This is a genomic window from Streptacidiphilus alkalitolerans, from assembly GCF_042511045.1.
Lineage (GTDB): Bacteria > Actinomycetota > Actinomycetes > Streptomycetales > Streptomycetaceae > Streptacidiphilus > Streptacidiphilus alkalitolerans.
Window position 1 is genome coordinate 230935 of record NZ_JBHEZX010000010.1, and the last position, 20634, is coordinate 251568.

The following is a 20634-nucleotide window of genomic DNA, read 5'->3' on the forward strand; positions in this document are numbered from 1 at the left end:
GGAACCGACGGGTGTCTCGATGGATCGCTGCGTACAACGACCAGGTGAGGAGGGGGACACGCGCAGCACTGCGGGTCCTGGGGGGAGATGTTCGAGGAGGTCCGCTCGACCTGGTTCGATCCTCGCACCGTCAGGGGGTTCTACGCACGGGTATCCACACGTTTCGGCCATGGTGAACATCAGTTCGGTGCATACGGCCATATGTGTGAGCCGTCCGTGCAACGGCCGTGAGACGGTGACATTTCGGTCGGATGAACACGCGCCCCCGTGCGCCGTCGTGCGCCTCCCCCGTACGGGTGAGGGGCCGTCACCCCGGGCGTACCGCCGCCCGTGAATATGCCTCGATCGGGACCGGCAGCCTTCCTGACCTCCTTCGCAGCCGGGCCGGGTCACGCTATCTTCGCTTGGGTGAAGGCAATCCGACGTTTCACGGTTCGCACCGTCCTGCCCGAACCCCTTCAAGCCCTGGGTGAGTTGGCACTCAACCTGCGCTGGTCCTGGCATCCGGAGACCCGCGACCTGTTCCGCGAGGTGGAACCGGAGACCTGGGAGGCAGCGGGCCGGGACCCGGTCCGGCTGCTCGGCCAGGTCGCCCCGCAGCGGCTGACCGCCCTCGCCGCCGACCGCAGGTTCCTGCGCAGGCTCGGCGACGCCGCCGACGACCTGCGCGACTACCTGACCGGACCGCGCTGGTACCAGGAACAGCAAGCACGTCCCGAAGCACCGAAACTGCCCGCCGCCATCGCCTACTTCTCCCCCGAGTTCGGCATCACCGCGACCCTGCCGCAGTACTCGGGCGGCCTCGGCATCCTCGCCGGGGACCACCTCAAGGCCGCCAGCGACCTCGGCGTCCCGATCATCGGGGTCGGCCTGCTCTACCGCCACGGCTACTTCCGGCAGTCCCTGTCCCGGGACGGCTGGCAGCAGGAGCGCTACCCGCTGCTCGACCCCAACGAACTCGCCGTCAGCCAGCTCCGTGAGCTCGACGGCAGCCCGAGCACCGTGTCGCTGGCCCTCCCCGGGGGCCGCCGACTGCACGCCCGCATCTGGAAGGCCCAGGTGGGGCGGGTTCCGCTGCTGATGCTCGACTCCGACACCGAGGAGAACGCCGCGTCCGAACGCGACGTCACCGACCGCCTCTACGGCGGCGGCAGCGAGCACCGGCTGCTGCAGGAGATGCTGCTCGGCATCGGCGGCGTCCGCGCCGTCCGCACCTTCTGCCGGCTCACCGGCCACCAGGCCCCCGAGGTGTTCCACACCAACGAGGGCCACGCCGGCTTCCTCGGCGTGGAACGGATCCGCGAGTTCGCGGCCGGCGACGGCGGCGAGAAGTCCGGGCAGCTGGACTTCGACACCGCGCTGGAGGCCGTCCGGGCCGGAACGGTGTTCACCACGCACACCCCGGTCCCGGCCGGAATCGACCGCTTCGACCGCGACCTGGTCCGGCGTCACTTCAGCGCCGACGCGCAGCTGGACGGCGTCCCGGCCGAGCGGGTGCTCGCCCTCGGCTCGGAGAGCTGGTCCGGCGGCGACCCCAACCTGTTCAACATGGCCGCGATGGGGCTCCGGCTGGCCCAGCGCGCCAACGGCGTCAGCACCCTGCACGGCCAGGTCAGCCGGGGGATGTTCAACGGCCTCTGGCCGGGATTCGACGCCGAGGAGGTGCCGATCACCTCCGTCACCAACGGGGTGCACGCGCCCACCTGGATCGACCCCGAGGTGGTCCGGCTCGGCGCCAGGGAGATCGGCGCAGGCCGGGCCGAAGAGGCGATGATGGTCGGTGAGTCCCGGCGCTGGCACGGCATCGAGACCATCCCCGACCAGGAGATCTGGGAACTGCGCCGACGGCTGCGGGAGCAGCTGGTGGACGAGGCCAGGAACCGGGTCCATGCCTCCTGGCGGCAGCGCGGGGCGACCGAGGCCGAGCTCGGCTGGGTCTCCGGGATACTCGACCCGGATGTGCTGACCATCGGCTTCGCCCGCCGGGTGCCCTCGTACAAGCGGCTGACGCTGATGCTGCGCGACCCGGTGCGGCTGCGCGGACTGCTGCTGCACCCGACCCGTCCGATCCAGATCGTGGTGGCCGGCAAGGCGCACCCGGCGGACGACGGCGGCAAGCGGCTGATCCAGCAGATGGTCCAGTTCGCGGACGACCCGGCGGTGCGCCACCGGATCGTCTTCCTGCCCGACTACGACATGGACATGGCCGGGGCGCTCTACCCCGGCTGCGACGTCTGGCTGAACAACCCGCTCCGCCCGCTGGAGGCCTGCGGCACCTCCGGGATGAAGTCCGCGCTCAACGGCGGGCTGAACCTCTCGGTGCTCGACGGCTGGTGGGACGAGTGGTACGACGGCTCCAACGGCTGGGCGATCCCCACCGCCGAGGGCCTCGGCAGCATGGACCCGGACGGCCCCGAGGCCGACCGCCGCGACGACATCGAGGCGGCCGGGCTGTACGACCTGATCGAGCACCAGGTCGCCCAGCGCTTCTACGACCGGGGCGCGGACGGCCTGCCGCCGCGCTGGATCGAGATGGTCAGGCACACCCTGATCAACCTCGGCCCCAAGGTGCTGGCCGGCCGGATGGTCCGCGAGTACGTGGACCGGCTCTACACCCCGGCCGCCGAGGCCGAGCGCAGCCTGGCCGGCGACGGCGACTACCGGGCCGCGCGCGAGCTGGCCGAGTGGAAGTCCAGGGTCAGGGCCGCCTGGCCCTCGGTCCGGGTCGACCACGGCGAGACCGCGGACAACCCGGACCACGCGGAGCTGGGCAGCACCCTGCCGCTCCGGGTCCATGTCGCGCTGGACGGGCTCGACCCGTCCGACGTGGACGTCCAGGTGGTCTCCGGGCGGGTCGACGACGCCGACCGGATCACCGACGCCACCGCGGTCTCGCTCAAGCCGGCCGACCGGGCCGACCTGGACGGCCGCTGGCGCTACGAGGGCCCGCTGGAACTGGGCCGCACCGGGCCCTTCGGCTACACCGTCAGGATCCTGCCCTCCCACCGGCTGCTGGCCTCCGGCGCGGAGCTCGGCCTGATCGCCGTCCCGGCCGAGTCGTCGGGGATGGACTCGGGGCTGCTCAGGTAGCAGTCGGGACACAGGCAGCGAGGGGCCCAGGACCGATCGGTCCTGGGCCCCTTCACTGTTCCTCGGCCGGCCCGTCACACCAGGCTGTCGCGCCAGGCTTCGTGGAGGCGGCTGAAGCGGCCGGTGCCGGCGATCAGGTCGGCCGGGGTGCCGTCCTCGACGATGCGGCCCTGCTCCATCACCAGCACCCGGTCGGCGATCTCCACCGTGGACAGCCGGTGGGCGATGATCACGGCGGTGCGGCCGGCCAGGACCGTGCGCATCGCCTCCTGGACCGCCCGCTCGCCGGGCACGTCCAGCGAGGAGGTGGCCTCGTCCAGGATCAGCACCGACGGGTCGGCGAGCAGGGCCCGGGCGAAGGCGACCAGCTGGCGCTGGCCCGCCGAGATACGGCCGCCGCGCTTGCGCACATCGGTGTCGTACCCCTCCGGCAGGGCGCGGATGAAGGCGTCGGCGCCGATCGCCTTCGCCGCGTCCTCGACCTCCTCCCGGGTCGCCCCGGGGCGGCCGACGGCGATGTTGTCGGCAACCGTCCCGGAGAACAGGAAGGACTCCTGAGTGACCATCACCACGCCGCGGCGCAGCTCGGCGGTGGCCAGTTCGCGCAGGTCCACGCCGTCCAGCAGGACCCGACCGCCGGTCGGGTCGTAGAACCGGGCCAGCAGCTTGGCCAGGGTGGACTTGCCGGCGCCGGTGGCGCCGACCACGGCGACGCTCTGGCCGGACGGCAGCCGCAGCGAGAACGGCGGCAGCACCTGCTTGCCGGTGCGGTAGGAGAAGCCGACCTCCTCGAACACGATCTCGCGCCCGGCGTGCGAGCCCTCCGGCTGGGCCGGCAGCGGCACCGGCCGGACCGGTTCCGGCACCGAGGGCTCGTGCGCCAGCAGGCCGGCGATCTTCTCCAGCGCGGCGGCGGCCGACTGGTAGCTGTTGACGAACATCGCCAGCTGGTCGATCGGGTCGAACAGCCGCCGCAGGTACAGCACGAAGGCCGCCAGCACACCCAGCTGCAGTTCCCGCTCCGACACCAGGTAGGCGCCCCAGAGCACCACCCCGACGATCCAGACGTTCGCGGTGGCGCGGGCCGAGAAGACGAAGCGCGCCATCGACTGCATGCTGTCCGCGTTGGACTTGGAGTACTCGGCGTTGGCGATGCCGAAGGCGGCCTCGTTGGCCTCCTCGCGGCGGAACGCCTGCACCGGGCGGATGCCGTTCATGGTCTCGGTGAAGCGGACGATGACGGTGGCCACCGCGGTCCGCGAGCGCCGGTAGATCTCCTTGGAGCGCAGCCGGTAGGCGCGCTGCAGCAGGAACACCGGCACCGCCGAGGCAATGGACACCAGCCCGAGCCGCCAGTCCAGCACCAGCAGCAGGCCGCTGATGTAGAGGATCTGCAGCGCCACCGAGAGCAGTTCCTGCAGGCCCTCGTTCAGCAGTTCGCGGACCGCGTCCACGTCGCTGGTGGCCCGGGAGATGATCCGGCCCGAGGTGTAGCGCTCGTGGAAGTCCAGGCTGAGCAGCTGGGCATGACGGAAGATCCGCTGCCGCACCTCCAGCAGGATGTCCTGGTTGATCAGCCCGGACAGCCGGATGAAGGCGCGCTGCAGCAGCGTGGCGACCGCGGCGCAGCCCAGGTACCCGGCGGTGATGGCGATCAGCGGGCCGGCGTCGTGGTCGCGCAGCGCCGGGATGCCCCGGTCGATGGCGATCGACACCAGCAGCGGGCCGACCTGCAGCGCGGCCTGCTGCAGCACGATCATCAGGATCGCCAGCACGATCCGCCGGCGGTGCGGGCCCATCAGCGAGCGCAGCAGCGCCCGGGGCGCGCCCGGCGGGACCGGGATGTCCTCGCCCTCGGGCGTCGTCGCCGCGACCGGGAGCTGCGGTTCCTCGGCCTCGGCCGGGTCCTGCTCCCGGTCCTTCAGACCGGTACCGGTACCGGCACCGGTACTGCTGCCGGTGCCGTTACTGCTGCCGCTCATGCGTTGCTCCCTTCCCTGGCGGAGCTGAGCTCGCCGGACATCAGCGTTCGGTACGCGGGGGTGGACTCCAGCAGCTCGTGGTGCGTGCCCACGGCCGCGATCCGCCCGTCCACCAGCATCGCGACCCGGTCGGCCAGCATCACCGTGCTGGGCCGGTGCGCGACCACCAGCGCGGTGGTGTCGGCGAGGACCCGCCGCAGCGCCTTCTCGACCAGCGCCTCGGTGTGCACGTCCAGCGCCGAGAGCGGGTCGTCCAGCACCAGGAACTGGGGCCGGCCGACCACCGCGCGGGCCAGCGCCAGGCGCTGCCGCTGGCCGCCGGACAGGCTCAGCCCCTGCTCGCCGACCTGGGTGTCGGGGCCCTGCGGCAGCGCCCTGACGAACAGGGCCTGCGCGGTCTCCAGCGCCCGCTCCAACTCCTCGTCGTCCGCCTCGGGCGCGCCCATCAGCACGTTCTCGCGGACCGAGGCGGAGAACAGGGTCGGCTCCTCGAAGGCCACCGAGACCAGTTCGCGCAGCCGGGCCCGGGACAGCTCGGTGATGTCGGTGCCGTCCAGGGTGATCCGGCCCGAGGTGGCGTCGTAGAGCCGGGGGAGCAGCGCCGTCAGCGTGGTCTTGCCGCTGCCGGTGTTGCCGACCAGGGCCATCGTCTCGCCGGAGCGGATGTGCAGGTCGACGCCCTGGAGCAGGTCCGGGGTGTCGCCCGGGGCGTCCGGGTAGCGGAAGCGGACGCCCTCGAAGCGGATGCCGTCGTGGCCCTCCGGACGGTCGCCGGCCGGCGCCGGCCGGTCCTCGGCGTCCGCCAGCGGGGCGTCCATCACCTCGAAGTAGCGGTCGGTCGCGGTCGCGGCCTCGTTGCTGTAGGCCAGCAGCCAGCCCAGCGACTCCACCGGCCAGCGCAGCGCCAGCGCGGTCGACAGGAAGGCCACCAGGGTGCCGGCCGTGGTCACGTCGTGCGCGACCTGGACCACGCCCAGCGCCAGCGCGCAGGCCAGGGCCAGTTCGGGCAGGCCGACGATGACCGCCCACAGGTTGGCCAGCAGCCGGGCCTTGTTCAGCTCGGTGCCGCGCAGCTCGCGGGCCTGGTCGCGGAACCGCTGCGCCATGCTCCGGTGCCGCCCGAAGGCCTTGAGGATCCGGATGCCGAGCACCGACTCCTCGACGATGGTGGCGAGGTCGCCGTTCTGGTCCTGGGCCAGCCTGGCGGCGGCGGAGTAGCGGCGCTCGAAGTAGGAGCACAGCATGATCAGCGGCACCGCGGGGACCACCGAGATCACCGCGAGCTGCCAGTCCAGCGCGAACATGATGCCGATGCCGATCAGGAACACCGTCGAGTTGACGATCAGGAAGACCAGCGGGAAGGCCAGGAACAGCCTGATGGTGAACATGTCCGAGGTGGCCCGGGAGAGCAGCTGCCCGGACGGCCAGCGGTCGTGGAAGGTCACCGGCAGCCGCTGCAGCCGGGCGTAGAGGTCGGCCCGCATGGTCCGCTCGACCGTGGACAGCGGCCGGGCCAGCATCCAGCGGCGGATGCCGAAGAACAGCGCCTCGCCGAGGCCCAGCGCCAGCAGCAGCACGGCGGGCCACCAGAGCGCGCCGGCGTCGTGGTGCGACACCGGCCCGTCGACGATCTGTCTGAGCACCAGCGGGATCAGCAGCCCCGCCAGCGACCCCACCATGGCGGCGGCGGTCGAGCCCAGCAGGTACCAGCGGATCGGCCGGGCGTAGGGCCAGATCCGCAGCAGCGAGCGCACGGTGGAACGCGGCTTCGGCTGGGCGGGGGTGTCGTCGTGAGCGGGCGTGGGCGGCTCGGTCATGGCAGGTACGTCCGGTCTGTCGGCTTCGGGGTGTCCGGAGCTGTTGATTCCGGCGATCGGCGTTTGTGACGCGTTCGGGGGCGAGGTGGAGTCAGGCATCGTCTGTGAGCGTACGGGCCACCACTGACAATCCTCATCTGGTTTTCGGGCGGCCGGGCCCCACGCGCCCGACCGGACCGTCAGTGCCTGGGCAGCTGCACCAGCATGTTGCCGGAGCCGTCCACGATGTCGAGACCGGTGATCTCCGCCGGGCTGATCGAGGTCGAGGCCGGGATGACGGCCCAGGGACCGTAGTTCGAGCCCCAGGTGCCGGCTGTCTCGCTGCGCCCGTCCTTGGCGTGCACCACCATGTGGCAGGTGATGCCGGAGGGCAGCCCGCCGAGCTTCACCTCGAACTTGGTCCCCCACGCCTCCGGGATCATCGCCGCGCTGGCCGACACATGGGTGGTCGGGTCGGTCGCGCTCCAGGTCGCCGCGGCCGCGGTACGGGGCGCGGACGGGTTGTCACGTCCCACCGCCGCGTACACCGCGACCCCGGCCACGCAGGCCGCCAGCGCCAGCCCGGCCGCGGTGAGCAGTCCGCGCCGCCGCTGCCTGCGGTGCTGCGCCGGAACCGGGACCTGTCCCGAAGCCGGTACCGGCATCAGTTCCGGCACCGGCACGGGAGCCGGGGCCGGCCCGGGGAGGGACTGCTCCCGCAGCGGGCTCAGCGACTCGGCCGCCGCCGCCGTCTCCGGCAGCTCCTCGAACGGGGTGTGCCGCAGCAGTCCCGGCAGCGGGGCCAGCTCCACCAGCTCGGCCCGGCACTGCTCACAGCCCGCCACGTGCAGTTCCATCGCCCTGCGCTCGTCGGGGTCGAGGGCCCCGAGCAGATAGGCGCCGAGCGAGACGCTCTCCTGGCACGGTGTCGTCATCGGGATGTCACCCCTCTCTCCTCCAGTACGTTGCGCAGGGCCCGCAGCCCGTAGTAGCAGCGGGATTTCACGGTGCCGAGCGGCACCCCCAGGTGCTCCGCCGTCTCCGCCACGGTACGGCGCAGGTAGTACACCTCGATCAGGACGTCCCGGTGCTCGGGCCGCAGCCCGCGCATGGCGTCCAGCATCTGCCAGCGCTCCAGCATCCGGTCGAGCTCCTGGTCGCCGCCGTCGGTGTCCTCGGCCCAGCCGCCGCTGTCGTCCTCCGGCATCGGGGACTCGGCCGGCCTGGCCTTCACCTTCCGGTAGGCCGAGACCACCAGATTGTGCGCGACCGTGTGCAGCCACGGGCCCGCCCGGTCCGGATCGAGCGAGTCCTGGTGCTGCCAGGCGCGCAGGAAGGTCTCCTGCACGATGTCCTCCGCCCGCTGGTAGTCACCGTGGACGAGCCCCAGCACCCGCCCGAGCAGCGAGCGCCCGTACCGGGAGTAGAGGGAGCGCACGAACTCCGAGTCGCGCGCCGACGAATGGTCCACACCCCTCAGTACGCACCACCCGGGCGGAAGGTTCAACCGCTGCCGCCGCCTCCTCTGCCGTGGGCGCGCAGCAGCAGCAGCGAGCGGCCGGGCAGGGTGAGCGTGCTCCCGGCCTCGTGCTGTCCGCCGGGTTCGGCCGACTGGTCCTCCAGCGAGGTGTCCAGCACCGTCCCGAAGGACTCGGCCCAGCGCGGGCCCGGCAGCACGAACCGCAGCGGGCGGTGGTGGGCGTGCAGCACCAGCAGGAAGCTGTCGTCGGCGACCTCCCGGCCGAGCGGGTCGCGCTCGGCCATCTCGTCCCCGGCCAGGAACATGCCGAGGGTGGCGCCGGGGCTGTACCAGTCGGCCTCGGTCATCTCCCGGCCGCGCGCGGTGAACCAGGTCAGGTCGGGCAGCCCGCCGGGGTGGGCCGGGCGGCCGGAGAAGAATCCGCGCTGGCGCAGCACCGGGTGCTCCCGGCGCAGCCGGATCAGCCGGGCGGTGAGGGCGTGCAGCGACTGCCAGCCGGGGTCCTCCCGGAGCAGGCTCCAGTCGATCCAGCTGGTGGGGTTGTCCTGGCAGTAGGCGTTGTTGTTGCCGCCCTGGGTGCGTCCCATCTCGTCGCCCGCCACCAGCATCGGCACCCCGGTGGACAGCAGCAGGGTCGCGGTGAGGTTGCGCAGCTGCCGCCGCCGCAGCGCGTTCACCTGCGCGGAGTCGGTCTCGCCCTCGAAGCCGCAGTTCCAGGAGTGGTTGTCATTGGTGCCGTCCCTGTTGTCCTCGCCATTGGCCTCGTTGTGCTTGTCGTTGTACGAGACCAGGTCGCGCAGGGTGAACCCGTCGTGCGCGGTGACGAAGTTGACCGAGGCGTAGGGGCGCCGCCCGCCCTGCTGGTAGAGGTCGGAGGAGCCGGCCAGCCGCGAGCCCAGTTCCCGTACGTCGGGGCGGGCCCCGCGCCAGTAGTCGCGCACGGTGTCCCGGTACTTGTCGTTCCACTCGGTCCACAGCGGCGGGAAGCCGCCGACCTGGTAGCCGCCGATGCCGATGTCCCAGGGCTCGGCGATCAGCTTCACCCGGCTCAGCACCGGGTCCTGCGACACCGCGGAGAGGAAGGGGGCGAGCATCGACACCTCGAACGGCGACCGGGCCAGCGCCGCCGCCAGGTCGAAGCGGAAGCCGTCCACGCCCATCTCGCTGACCCAGTACCGCAGCGAGTCGGTGATCAGCCGCAGCACCTGCGGCTGGTTGCTGTCCAGGGTGTTGCCGCAGCCGGTGAAGTCGGCGTACGCCCGCCGGTTGTGCGGCTGCAGCCGGTAGTAGCCGGCGTTGTCGATCCCGCGCAGCGACAGGGTGGGGCCGCCCTCGTTGCCCTCCGCGGTGTGGTTGTAGACCACGTCCAGGATCACCTCGATCCCGGCCGCGTGCAGCGCCCGCACCATCCGCTTGAACTCGGTGACCTGCTGGCCCCGGCTGCCCGAGGCGGAGTAGCCGGCGTGCGGGGCGAAGTAGCCGATGGAGTTGTAGCCCCAGTAGTTGCCGGCCCCGCGCTGCTGCAGGTGCTCCTCGTCGGCGAACTGGTGCACCGGCAGCAGCTCGACCGCGGTGACGCCGAGCCCGGTCAGATGGGCTATCGCGGCCGGGTGGGCCAGTCCGGCGTAGGTGCCGCGCAGCTGCTCCGGGATCCCGGGGTGCCGCTGGGTGAAGCCCTTGACGTGCAGCTCGTAGAGGACGGTGTCGGCCCAGGCGGTCTTCGGCCGCCGGTCGTCGGACCAGTCGTCGTCGTCGTGCACCACCACGGCCTTGGGCATGTACCGGGCCGAGTCGCGGTTGTCCCTGACCGTGTCCGCGACCTCCCGCTCCGGCCAGCCGCGGACGTGCCCGTACAGGGCGTCGTGCAGCCGGAACTCGCCGTCCACGGCCCGCGCGTAGGGGTCGAGCAGCAGCTTCGCCGGGTTCCAGCGGGCCCCGGTCCAGGGGTCCCAGCGGCCGTGCACCCGGAAGCCGTAGCGGCTGCCCGGCAGCACGCCTGGCAGGTGGCCGTGCCAGATCTGGAAGGTCTGCTCGACCAGCGGGTACCGGGTCTCCTGGCCGAGGTCGTCGAACAGGCACAGCTCGACCGCCTCCGCGCCGGCCGCCCACAGCGCGAAGTTGGTGCCGGGCCGCCCGTCCGGGCCGAGGTGGAACCGCGCCCCCAGCGGCTGCCAGCTGCCGGGCCAGACCGGTACGGCCGGCGCGGGCGCCTGCGCCGGTACCAGCTCCGGGGCGTCCAGCGTGTCCTCGGCGTGCTCGGGCAGCTGCACCTCGGCCGGTACCAGCTGCAGCCTGCCGCGTTCGGGCGCGGCGCCGTCGGGCACCGCCCGGTCGCCCGCCCCCTGCCATGCCGCCATGACGCGTACCTCCCCGCCGCGGGGAGTCCCGTTCCCCGACTGGAAGGTACGTTCCCTCCCCAGTGGCAGATGTCACGTGGTTGAGGCGATGTATCCACCTGCCGGACGTGTCCCCGTCCGAGTGTCCTCGTTGATCCTTAGCGACGAGCTAAGGAGTCACTGACGGTGGGTCAGCACAGCGGGGCATGGAAGTCGACGACACGGTGGACCGGACGGGCCCTCGCCCTCGGTGCGCTGGTCCTGGTCGCGGGCTGCGGGAGCGGCCCGCACCGGCAGCCGGTGTCCAGCGACGCCGGACCCGCGGGCCCGGCCGCGGCCTCCACCGCGCTGTCCACCGCGGTGGTCACGGTCACCCCCGGTGACGGCGCCGCGCAGGTCCCGGCCACCGGCGGGGTCGGCGTCACCGTGCGCTCCGGGCGGCTGACCCAGGTCCGGCTGAGGGACGACCGGGGCGACGCGGTGCCCGGCGCGATCACCGCCGACGGCGGGTCCTGGAAGCCGGCCGGCAAGCTGATGCCGGAGACCCGCTACACCCTGGACGCGGTCGCCGCCGACGCCCAGGGGCTGCAGGCGGCCAAGCACGCGGTGTTCACCACCTTCGTTCCCAGGAACACCTTCATCGCCTTCTACACCCCGGAGAACGGCAGCACCGTCGGGGTCGGCATGGAGGTGTCGCTCCGGTTCAGCCACCCGGTCACCGACCGGGCCGCGGTCGAGCGCGCGGTCGGGGTGACCGCGAGCCCGGCCGTCCCGGTGGTCGGGCACTGGTTCGGCGGCAGCCGGCTCGACCTCCGCCCGGAGCACTATTGGAAGCCGGGCACCAGGGTCACGCTGGCGCTGCGGCTCAAGGGGGTCGAGGGCGCCCCCGGGGTGTACGGGACCCAGGACAAGAAGGTCGTCTTCGGCATCGGCCGGGCCCAGGTCAGCACCGCCGACGCGGTCACCGACCAGCTCACCGTGCGCCGGGACGGGGTGGTGCTGCGCACCCTGCCGATCTCCGCGGGCGAACCCCAGCACGCCAGCTACCGCGGGATCATGGTGATCTCCGAGATGGACCGGGTGACCCGGATGAACTCGGAGAGCGTCGGCCTGGGCGACGAGTACGACATCCCGGCGGTGCCGCACGCGATGCGGCTGACCGACTCCGGCACCTTCGTGCACGGCGTCTACTGGCGGCCGGCCTCGGTCTTCGGCAGCCAGAACACCTCGCACGGCTGCATCGGGCTGCACGACGTCAAGGGCGGCTACAGCGACAGCACCCCGGCCGGGTGGTTCTTCGACCACTCCATGCCGGGCGACGTGGTCCAGGTGGTCGACGCGCAGGGCGGCCTGGTCGCCCCGGACAACGGGATGAGCGGCTGGAACCTGAGCTGGGCCCAGTGGGTCGCCGGCAGCGCCCTGCACTGACCCGCGGCGGAGCGGGCCCCGGTGCGGGCCCTGGCGCGGGACCTCCCACGAAAGCCGGTTAAGCTCACCACGGCCATGTGAGATGCCACACACGCACCCCCTGATGCAACGGGACAGTGCCGGACGGCGTTCATAGAGGTTGTACATCCGGGATGGGGAGAGTCGGTTGAATTCGGCACGGGCTGTTGAGGCCACCACACACATGAACACGGCCACCGCGACGGGCCGGAGGGGGCTCCGGCGGGGCGCCCGGCGCGGCCTGCTGGCCCTGGCGGTCGGCTCGGCGCTGCTGCTCACGGCCTGCGGCAGCGGTGGCGGCGCCACCCCGGTCCCGGCCCAGGGCGGCGGCGCGACGGCGTCCAGCGGCGCCTCGGCCGGCTCCGGCGACGCCACCGGCGCGGCGAACTCGGCCGCGGTGGTGACGATCCTGCCGAAGAACGACTCCACGGACGTGGACACCACCGGCGCGCTCAGGATCACCGCCGCCTCCGGCAAACTGACCACGGTCAAGGTCACCGCCGCGGACGGCACCGCCGTGGCCGGCACCCTCGCCGCCGACGGCAGCAGCTGGACCCCGTCCGGCGTGCTGCGCAGCGGCACCAAGTACACGGTGGCGACCACCGCGGTGGACAGCGAGCAGGTCCCGGTGACGGACCGGTCGACCTTCACCACGCTGACGCCCAGCGCCGTCAACATCGGCAACTTCAACGTCGACCCCGGGGCGACCTACGGCGTCGGCATGGAGGTGTCGATCAACTTCACCCACAGCGTCGGCAGCGCCTACAAGAAGGCGGTGCTGAAGGCCGTCACCGTCACCGCCTCCCCGGCGGTGGAGGTCGTCGGCCACTGGTTCGGCGACAGCAGGATCGACTTCCGTCCGAAGTCCTACTGGGCGCCGGGCACCAAGGTCACCCTGCACATGGACATGGACGGCGTCAGGACCGGTGCCGCCACCTACGGCAAGCAGTTCAAGGACGTCAGCTTCACCATCGGCCGCAGCCAGACCAGCGTCGCCGACAACACCGCGCACACCCTGAAGATCTACCGCAACGGCGCCCTCTACCGGACGCTCCCGGCCAGCCTCGGCGACTCCACGCACACCACGTACAACGGCAAGATGGTGATCACCGAGAAGGACCCGACGGTCGACATGGACTCGACCACGGTCGGCCTGGGCAACGCCTACCGGATCAAGGACGTGCCGCACGGGATGCGGCTCACCACCTCGGGCACCTTCGTGCACGGCAACTACTGGCGGCCGATCTCCACCTTCGGCAGCCAGAACACCTCGCACGGCTGCGTCGGCCTGCACGACGTCAAGGGCGGCGGCAGCTCGACCACCCCGGCGGCCTGGTTCTACAACAACTCGATCATCGGCGACGTGGTGCAGGTGGTGCACTCGCCCGACAAGATCGTCGCCCCGGACAACGGCCTGAACGGCTGGAACATGTCCTGGGCCGCCTGGACCGCCTGACCCTCCCGCCGCGCCGACGGCCCGCCACTCGAACCCCGGGTGGCGGGCCGTTAACATGCGTTCACCCCCTCCCTCGGGGGCAGCGCCGATCCCTGGAGGCACCGCATGACCGCGTTCGTCACCCTCGAAGTCGAGGACGCCGTCGGTACGATCCGACTGGCCCGCCCGCCGATGAACGCGCTGGACTCGGTGATGCAGGACCAACTCCGCGCGGTCGCGGAGGAGGCGGCCGGCCGGGCCGACGTCCGCGCCGTGGTGCTCTGGGGCGGGGAGAAGGTGTTCGCCGCGGGGGCGGACATCAAGGAGATGCAGCGCATGTCCTACACCGACATGGTCGAGCGCGGCGGCGCGCTGCAGGAGTCCTTCAACGCGGTGGCCCGGATCCCCAAGCCGGTGCTGGCCGCGGTGACCGGCTACGCCCTGGGCGGCGGCTGCGAGCTGGCGCTCTGCGCGGACATCAGGATCGCCGCCGACAACGCCAAGTTCGGCCAGCCGGAGATCCTGCTCGGGCTGATCCCCGGCGCCGGCGGCACCCAGCGGCTGTCCCGGCTGGTCGGCCCGTCCCGGGCCAAGGAGCTGATCTTCACCGGACGCCAGGTGCGGGCGGACGAGGCGCTGCGGATCGGCCTCGCCGACCAGGTGGTCCCGGCCGAGGAGGTCTACCCGACCGCCCTGGCCCTGGCGGCCAGGCTCGCCACCGGTCCTGCCTACGCGCTGCGGGCCGCGAAGGAGGCGGTGGACCGCGGTCTCGAGACCGATCTCGACACCGGCCTGGCGATCGAACGACAGCTCTTCGCAGGCATGTTCGCCACCGAGGACCGGGAGATCGGCATGCGGAGTTTTGTCGAAGAGGGCCCGGGGAAGGCTAAGTTCCGCTGACCTGCGGGTTAACGCCGCAGGTCGATCATCGGCCTGCTAGGTCAGCGGCATATGCCAGAAGCAATGATGATTCTTTACGCATTGTGCTCCCCAAGTCACCCCAGAGTCGCGATGATAAGGACATGGCGGCACGGGGCAATGTGGAGCAGCATCAGCTGACGGCGGGCGGAGGTGCCTCGGGCACCCTCGCTGAGCCGGTCCGTCCGGAGGCCCGTACAGAGGTCCGTGCGGAGGTCCGCCCGGACGACTGGCTGGAGCTCTGGCCCGACGTCCTCGCCGAGGCCGCCGTCACCGCGGAGGAGCTCGACCTCGCACTCTTCGGTCTGCTCACCGACCCGCTGACCGACGAGGTGCGGTTACCCGCGGGGCGCGACTCCTCGGTGAGGGCCCGCCGCCTCACCCGGTCCGTCCTGGAGTCCTGGGGACTGGGCGGCCTGGGCGAGGTGGCGGAGCAGCTGGTCGCCGAACTCGTGGCCAATGTGGTGCGGCACACCGGCGGCCGGTCGTTCGGCCTGCGGGTGGTCCGCCGCCAGGGCGGGGTCCGCTTCGAGGTCCGCGACCCGTCCAGGGCGCTGCCCTGCCTGATCATCGGCGACCCCGAGGACGACTCCGGCCGCGGCCTGCAGCTCGTCAACATCCTCTCCGACCGCTGGGGCGCGGACCTGATGTCCCGCGGCAAGTCGGTCTGGTTCGAACTGCGCGGTCGGGAAACTCCTGCGGGCTGATGCAGGATCGGATCATGACGACTCCGCGCCCTGCCCCGGCACCCGCTGTCCCCGCACCCCCGTTCCGGCTGGCCGGCCACGGCCTGGTGCTGCGCGACTGGACGGACCAGGACGTCCCGGCGATGACCGCCCTCTTCGACGACCCCGAGGTCGCCCGCTGGACCCCGCTGGTCGACACCGAGGCGGCCCGCCGCTACCTGGTCCGCAGTCAGGAGGCCCGGAGCGGTGGACGACGGCTGCAGCTCGCGGTCACCCTGGACGGCCGGGTGCCGCTTGGCGAGGTGGTGCTGATGCTCAGGGACGAGCAGGGCGAGGTCGAGCTCGGCTATCTGATCGGCGCGCTCTACCGCGGTCAGGGCCTCTCCGCCCGCGCGGTCCGGCTGCTCACCGGTTTCGCCTACGACTCGCTGGGCGCCCGCCGGGTGGTGCTCCGGATCGCCCCGGCCAACGCGCCGAGCATCGCCGTCGCCCGTACCACCGGGTTCGAACTCGCGGACGAGCCCCCGACGGTGATCCATGACCCGACCGGGGCGGAGATCACCCTCCGGCTCTGGGAGCACCTCGGGGCGCCTGGGATCCGGCGGCCGCAGCCGGTCTGACGGTCAGTCAACCGCCAGTGAGCGCGCCGCGATCCGTTCCAGCTTCTCGGTGAACAGCTGCCGGGCGTCCGGGTTGATCCGGGTCAGGGCGACCATCGCGGTCACGATCACATCGCACAGCTCCTCCTGGACGTCGGCCCAGGTGTGCGAGTAACCCTTGCGCGGGTTCTGCCCGGTGGCCCCGATCACCGCCTCGGCGACCTCGCCCGCCTCCTCGGTGATCTTGAGGATCTGCAGGATCGTCCGGGTCTCCTCCGGCAGTTCGCTGTTCCGGTCGAGCCAGGCGACCAGGCGGTCCACGGTGTTCCAGGCGGTCTCGTCCACGCCGGTCAGGCTACCCCGCGGATCCGGTGCACCAGCAGCGAGCCGACGATGCCGATCACCCCGGCGACCGCGTAGAGCGTGGTGTAGCCGCCGAGGTGGTCCACCACGGGCGCGGCCAGGACCGGGGCGATCACCTGCGGCAGGGCCGCCGCGATATTGATCACGCCCAGGTCCCGGCCCCGGCTGCGCGCGGCCGGGAGGACGTCGGTGAGCAGTGCGAAGTCCACCGAGGTGTAGACGCCGAAGCCGAGGCCGAGCACCAGCGAGGCCACGACCGCGCCGGTCCAGGTCTGCCAGACCGCCAGCAGCAGGGTGGCGGCGGACATGATGATCCCGGCCCAGGCCACGAACACCTTCCGTCGGCCGGTGCGGTCCGACCAGGCCCCGCCGACGACCACGGTGGCCAGCAGGGTGACCGCGTCCAGCGCGGTCAGCACCAGCACGCCGGTGTCCGCGTCGCCGGTGTAGTGCACCGCGTCGGTGAGGTAGTAGAGCAGGTACATGGTGCAGATGGCGTTGCTGAGGTTGACCAGGAAGCGGGTCAGCCAGGCCCAGCCGAAGTCGGGGAAGCGGCGCGGGTCCACCCAGAACCCGGCCAGGAAGGCGCCCCAGCCGAACGGCGGCCGGTCCGCCCGGGCCAGCGCGATGTCCCGGCGCATCAGCAGGTAGGGCAGTACGGCCAGCACCGAGAACCCGGCGCAGGCGAGATAGCCGGCCCCGGTCCCGCCGGCGACGGTGGCCACCGCGGTCCCGGCCAGCACCCCGAGGATCTGGGCCACCCCGAGCCACCCGCCGACCACCCCGCGCTGACGGGTCGGCACCTGGTCCGGGACGGCGGCGGTGAGCGCGGCGTACGCGGCGTTCAGGGTGAACTGGACCGTGCACCAGCCGACCGCCATCACCGCCACGCTGGACGCCGCGGCCAGCACCGCCAGCCCGACCGCGCCGCCGAGCACGCCGAACACCACCCAGGGCAGCCGCCGTCCGACCCGTGCGGTGGTCCGGTCGGACAGGGCGCCGAACAGCGGGTTGGCGACCACCGAGACGATCGCCCCGAGCATATTGACCAGGGCCAGGGTGGAGGTCTTGTGCGCCGGGGCCAGGTGCTCCGCCTGCAGCGCCAGCAGGATCTGCAGCGGCCCGTACCAGGCGGCCCAGACACCGAGGTTGGCGAGGGTGAGCGCGCCGGTCCACCGTCCGCCGACCCGCTCGACCGGTTGTTGACCCAGGGTCAGCGTCATGCGTGCACTGTGCTGGGCTGATCATCACCATGTCAATGGCAAGGCGAGCATCTCTCATGTTTCTGGGCGGCACCGGTCCCGCCAACCCCTCTAAGCTGGGCCGGGTCCCGTCCGCAACGTTCCTGGCAGAGGCCTCAGACATGACAGATTCAGCACGGCCGGCAGTCCCGGGGGAACCGCAGGCGGCCGAGCAGTTGCAGGCCTATCTCGCCAGCGCGCTCACCGGACTCGCCGCCGAGGCCCGCGAGCAGATCTTTGAGATCTCCGACGTGGTCGCCGCGTCCTGCCGGGAGCACGGGATCGACCTGTACGAGCCCCGGAAGATCACCGACCCGGTGCACCACCCCGACGTCCCCGACACGGAGGTCTTCCGCCTCGACCGGCAGCGGGTGGTCCGCTCCGACCTGCTGGTCTACCTGGCCGATCAGCCCAGCACCGGCGCCGGGCAGGAACTGGTCTTCGCGACCGAGGCGATGCTCCCGATCATCGTCGTCGCCAGGAGCGGGCTGAAGGTCAGCCGCATGGTCACCGGCATGCCCGGCAGCGTGCAGATGGTCCGCTACCAGGGGCCGGACGGCCTCGGCAAGGACCTGAACAGCGTTCTGGCCGAACTCCGCCCCGCCCTGCTGCGGCGCCGGAGCGTGCTGCGCGAGTACCGGGCCCCGGGCCTCGGCCCACGCATCCGGGAGCTCCGCGAGAGCCGCCGGATGTCCTACGAGGACCTGGTCCGGGCGGTGCGGATCCCGGGGTTCCTGAGCGCCGATCAGATCCGGCGCTGGGAGGAGGGCGGCGACCTGGACAACAACCTCAGCATCCTGGTCCTGCGGGAACTCGCCGCGGCCCTGGGCGTCGGCGCGGCCGACCTGCTGCCGTAGCCGCCGACTGCCGCACAAGCTGCAGACAGCGCAGGCGGGTTGAGGGCACCATGGAGGCACGTACGGCTGCTTCCGGTGGGGGGACTGGTGCTTGTGGTGAACGGTGACGGACGTCTGCTCTCCGGGCAGGGACTGCTGGACGCGCTGAACCAGCCGGACCGGATCTTCCGCGCCGGATCGTGGAGCAGTGACCAGGTGCTCGGGGCCGGCTACAGCGTCCGGCTCGGCGGCGACCTGCTGGTCATTCCGTCCACCCCGGGGAACGCGAGGTACACCGCGGTCACCGACGGGGCCAGGGTCTCCGAATTCACCCTGGCGCCGGGGGACTCCGCGCTGATCTCCACGATCGAGAGGTTCACCTTCGACTTCGACGTCACCGCGACCATCGGCGACAAGTTCGGCCTGTCGGCGCGGGGCCTGCTGATCCTGCACGGCTCGACGGTCCACCCCGGCTACGGCAGGCAGTACGACCAGGACACCTCCCGGTGGTCCGCCAAGAGCAATGAGCGGCTCTACTTCGTCGTCGCCAATGTCGGCCCGACGGAGATCCATCTCCGCGAGGGCGACCAGATCGCCTATCTGCAGTTCTTCGCCATCGAGCCGGCGGCCGAGCCGAAGTCCGTGTCCAACGTCGGATTCGACTACCTCAGCAAGCTCTTCAGGGCGGACCACGACTCGGAGGACGGCGGCCTGGCGTACTTCCGCAACGTCAAGGACCTTCGCAGCGAGACCGAGACCATCGCCGGCGACCTCCGGGCCGGCATGGAGCGGCTGCAGCGGGAGTTCGAGGCCGAACTCAGCGGCATGCGGCGCGAAGTGGCCGAGGCGCAGACCTCGGTGGACCGGGTGACCAACGGAAGCAACACGGTGGTCGTGTTCGGCGTCTTCCTGGTCGGTGTCACCCTGCTGGGATTTGTGCTGACCAGCATCGCCGACCTGGTCGAGAAGCTCCCCGAGCACCTCAGCACCGGCCGGTACACCCTCGTCGTCGCCCTGGCCGTGGCCTACGCCCTGGCCGCCGTCACCGGCGTGGTCTTCGTCGCCCAGGCCGCCCGCGCCACGGTCAGGGGCGCCGCCACGAATCGGAAGGGCAAGGAACCGGGGACACCACCGGGTTGACTGACCTGTTGCTAGTGTTCGGGCTGGACCACCGTGATCCCGGGGTCCAGCCCTGACACCTCGCGGAGCATGACCGCGGAGAAGACGATGAGGGTGGGGACGCCGATCAGCGCGGCGCACCCCCACAGCGCCGACGAGATGCCGATCGACCCCACGATCGCGCCGCCGAAGAAGAGGCCCACCGGGGTGAACAGCTCCGACCCCAACTGGTCGTAGGCGTAGGCCCTGCTGAGGATCCGCAGCGGCAGCCGCTGCTGCAGCGCGGTGTCCCAGAGGAGATTGTGCTGTTCGACGCAGAACCCGGCGGCGAGAGCGGCCAGCAGGACAATCCACAACTGCTGCCTCGTGGCCAGGGCGACGAGCGGCAGCACGCCGCCGAGGAGATAGGCCACGCATACCGGTACGGAGTGCCGGGGTTTCCAGGCGATACCGGTCAGGCCGCCGAGGACATAGCCGAGGCAGCGCGCCGAGAGCAGGAATCCCCAGGTGCTCGCGCCGCCGTAGTGCTGCTCCATGGCCACCGGCATCAGCAGGAGCCGGCCGGCGTAACTGCCCACATTGGCAAAGGTGCTCTGAAGGACGACCATCCACAACCAGGAGCGCGACCGGAATTCCGTCCATCCCTCGCGGATCTGGTCGATGAAGCCGGGGACATCCGCCGCATTCACCGGCGCTTCCGACGCCGAGGCGGCAATTCCGCGGCTGAGCTTCAGCAGGATCGGGATAGAGGCGACAAAACTCGCGGCGTCGATCAGGATGGCCCAGGCGGGGCTGGTCGCCGCGACCAGCAGTCCGGCCAGCGACGGGCCCAGCGTGACGCAGACGCTGTTGGCCAGCCGGATCTGGGCGTTGGCCCGTTGCAGCCCGTCGGCCGGTGCCACCATCGGGATCAGACCCTGGGCGGCGGGCCGGGAAAAGGCACCGGTCAGGCCGGACGCCGCCGACAGGGCCACCAGTTCCCAGACCCGGACACAATTCGTCAGAATGCTGATCGCGGTGAATATCTCCAGCACGGCACTTGTCAGCGAGGTCAGCAGCAGTACCCGGACCCGCGGCCATCTGTCCGCGGCCGTGCCGCCGAGGAGAAGAAATCCGAGGCCGACGACGGCTGCCGCCCCCAGGGTGTAACCGAGATCGGCGGCGGAACCGGTGAGATCGAGTACGGCGAAGGCAAGTCCGACCGGGAAGAATCCTCCACCGACCCTGGACACGGCATTGGACAAATAGAGGAGCCGATAATTCGTCAGGGCGGCTGCCATTACGTCAAGTTAGGCCACGGTGTTTAT

16 protein-coding genes are annotated in these 20634 nt (G+C 71.6%); 8 read left to right on the forward strand and 8 right to left on the reverse strand.

What is annotated here, in order from left to right; all coding sequences use genetic code 11:
- The first annotated feature begins 408 nt into the window (after nucleotides 1-408).
- Complete coding sequence (gene glgP / locus ACEZDG_RS23365) at nucleotides 409-3090, forward strand: alpha-glucan family phosphorylase (protein ID WP_380512702.1); 2682 nt, start codon at nucleotides 409-411, stop codon at nucleotides 3088-3090.
- Between the two features lie 74 nt (nucleotides 3091-3164).
- Here glgP and ACEZDG_RS23370 read toward each other — a convergent pair whose 3' ends face one another.
- From ACEZDG_RS23370 to glgX, 5 genes are all read right to left on the reverse strand, one after another.
- Nucleotides 3165-5072, reverse strand: coding sequence for an ABC transporter ATP-binding protein (locus tag ACEZDG_RS23370; RefSeq protein ID WP_380512703.1), 1908 nt, complete (start codon nucleotides 5070-5072; stop codon nucleotides 3165-3167).
- Nucleotides 5069-6889 (reverse strand): ABC transporter ATP-binding protein, encoded by a 1821-nt coding sequence (locus ACEZDG_RS23375; protein WP_380512705.1) that lies wholly within the window; start codon nucleotides 6887-6889, stop codon nucleotides 5069-5071. The genes ACEZDG_RS23370 and ACEZDG_RS23375 overlap by 4 nt, the downstream gene beginning before the upstream one ends.
- A 179-nt stretch (nucleotides 6890-7068) precedes the next feature.
- Nucleotides 7069-7803: an anti-sigma factor family protein gene (locus ACEZDG_RS23380; protein ID WP_380512707.1), complete on the reverse strand. Its 735-nt coding sequence runs from the start codon at nucleotides 7801-7803 to the stop codon at nucleotides 7069-7071.
- Nucleotides 7800-8339 (reverse strand): sigma-70 family RNA polymerase sigma factor, encoded by a 540-nt coding sequence (locus ACEZDG_RS23385; RefSeq protein ID WP_380512709.1) that lies wholly within the window; start codon nucleotides 8337-8339, stop codon nucleotides 7800-7802. Before ACEZDG_RS23385 ends, ACEZDG_RS23380 begins: the two co-directional genes overlap by 4 nt.
- A 32-nt stretch (nucleotides 8340-8371) precedes the next feature.
- On the reverse strand, nucleotides 8372-10705 hold the full coding sequence (gene glgX / locus ACEZDG_RS23390) for a glycogen debranching protein GlgX (protein ID WP_380512710.1): 2334 nt from the start codon (nucleotides 10703-10705) through the stop codon (nucleotides 8372-8374).
- Nucleotides 10706-10870: 165 nt separating this feature from the next.
- Here glgX and ACEZDG_RS23395 point away from each other — a divergent pair, with 165 nt between their 5' ends.
- The 5 genes from ACEZDG_RS23395 (at nucleotide 10871) to ACEZDG_RS23415 (ending at nucleotide 15789) form a co-directional block, all read left to right on the forward strand.
- Nucleotides 10871-12112 carry a L,D-transpeptidase gene (locus ACEZDG_RS23395; protein ID WP_380512712.1) on the forward strand — a complete coding sequence of 414 codons (1242 nt, stop codon included), beginning with the start codon at nucleotides 10871-10873 and terminating at the stop codon, nucleotides 12110-12112.
- Nucleotides 12113-12314: 202 nt separating this feature from the next.
- The gene (locus ACEZDG_RS23400; RefSeq protein ID WP_380512714.1) at nucleotides 12315-13586 is read left to right on the forward strand and encodes a L,D-transpeptidase; all 1272 of its coding nucleotides are present in this window, start codon (nucleotides 12315-12317) and stop codon (nucleotides 13584-13586) included.
- 105 nt (nucleotides 13587-13691) lie between these two features.
- Nucleotides 13692-14465, forward strand: a complete 774-nt coding sequence (locus ACEZDG_RS23405) for an enoyl-CoA hydratase/isomerase family protein (RefSeq protein ID WP_380512715.1) — start codon at nucleotides 13692-13694, stop codon at nucleotides 14463-14465.
- A gap of 122 nt (nucleotides 14466-14587) precedes the next feature.
- A complete protein-coding gene (locus tag ACEZDG_RS23410) occupies nucleotides 14588-15190 on the forward strand; it encodes an ATP-binding protein (protein ID WP_380512717.1) in 603 nt (200 codons plus the stop codon).
- Nucleotides 15191-15204: 14 nt separating this feature from the next.
- Complete coding sequence (locus tag ACEZDG_RS23415; protein ID WP_380512719.1) at nucleotides 15205-15789, forward strand: GNAT family N-acetyltransferase; 585 nt, start codon at nucleotides 15205-15207, stop codon at nucleotides 15787-15789.
- Nucleotides 15790-15792: 3 nt separating this feature from the next.
- Here the strand turns inward: ACEZDG_RS23415 and ACEZDG_RS23420 are convergent, their stop codons facing one another.
- Complete coding sequence (locus ACEZDG_RS23420) at nucleotides 15793-16113, reverse strand: MazG-like family protein (protein ID WP_380512721.1); 321 nt, start codon at nucleotides 16111-16113, stop codon at nucleotides 15793-15795.
- 5 nt (nucleotides 16114-16118) lie between these two features.
- A complete protein-coding gene (locus ACEZDG_RS23425; RefSeq protein ID WP_380512723.1) occupies nucleotides 16119-17354 on the reverse strand; it encodes an MFS transporter in 1236 nt (411 codons plus the stop codon).
- Between the two features lie 140 nt (nucleotides 17355-17494).
- Between ACEZDG_RS23425 and ACEZDG_RS23430 the strand changes: the two genes are divergently transcribed.
- A complete protein-coding gene (locus ACEZDG_RS23430; RefSeq protein ID WP_380512725.1) occupies nucleotides 17495-18229 on the forward strand; it encodes an XRE family transcriptional regulator in 735 nt (244 codons plus the stop codon).
- A gap of 96 nt (nucleotides 18230-18325) precedes the next feature.
- Nucleotides 18326-19348 (forward strand): dCTP deaminase domain-containing protein, encoded by a 1023-nt coding sequence (locus ACEZDG_RS23435; RefSeq protein WP_380512727.1) that lies wholly within the window; start codon nucleotides 18326-18328, stop codon nucleotides 19346-19348.
- Nucleotides 19349-19359: 11 nt separating this feature from the next.
- Here ACEZDG_RS23435 and ACEZDG_RS23440 read toward each other — a convergent pair whose 3' ends face one another.
- Entirely contained in the window at nucleotides 19360-20607 is a 1248-nt protein-coding gene (locus ACEZDG_RS23440) for an MFS transporter (RefSeq protein WP_380512728.1), read from the reverse strand.
- Nucleotides 20608-20634 lie beyond the last annotated feature (27 nt).

Coding starts and splice junctions, on each gene's coding strand:
- ACEZDG_RS23370 (WP_380512703.1), bottom strand. CDS start 5,072: ATGAGCGGCAGCAGTAACGGCACCGGCAGCAGTACCGGTGCCGGTACC.
- ACEZDG_RS23375 (WP_380512705.1), bottom strand. CDS start 6,889: ATGACCGAGCCGCCCACGCCCGCTCACGACGACACCCCCGCCCAGCCG.
- ACEZDG_RS23380 (WP_380512707.1), bottom strand. CDS start 7,803: ATGACGACACCGTGCCAGGAGAGCGTCTCGCTCGGCGCCTATCTGCTC.
- glgX (WP_380512710.1), bottom strand. CDS start 10,705: ATGGCGGCATGGCAGGGGGCGGGCGACCGGGCGGTGCCCGACGGCGCC.
- ACEZDG_RS23400 (WP_380512714.1), top strand. CDS start 12,315: ATGAACACGGCCACCGCGACGGGCCGGAGGGGGCTCCGGCGGGGCGCC.
- ACEZDG_RS23405 (WP_380512715.1), top strand. CDS start 13,692: ATGACCGCGTTCGTCACCCTCGAAGTCGAGGACGCCGTCGGTACGATC.
- ACEZDG_RS23410 (WP_380512717.1), top strand. CDS start 14,588: ATGGCGGCACGGGGCAATGTGGAGCAGCATCAGCTGACGGCGGGCGGA.
- ACEZDG_RS23415 (WP_380512719.1), top strand. CDS start 15,205: ATGACGACTCCGCGCCCTGCCCCGGCACCCGCTGTCCCCGCACCCCCG.
- ACEZDG_RS23425 (WP_380512723.1), bottom strand. CDS start 17,354: ATGACGCTGACCCTGGGTCAACAACCGGTCGAGCGGGTCGGCGGACGG.
- ACEZDG_RS23430 (WP_380512725.1), top strand. CDS start 17,495: ATGACAGATTCAGCACGGCCGGCAGTCCCGGGGGAACCGCAGGCGGCC.
- ACEZDG_RS23440 (WP_380512728.1), bottom strand. CDS start 20,607: ATGGCAGCCGCCCTGACGAATTATCGGCTCCTCTATTTGTCCAATGCC.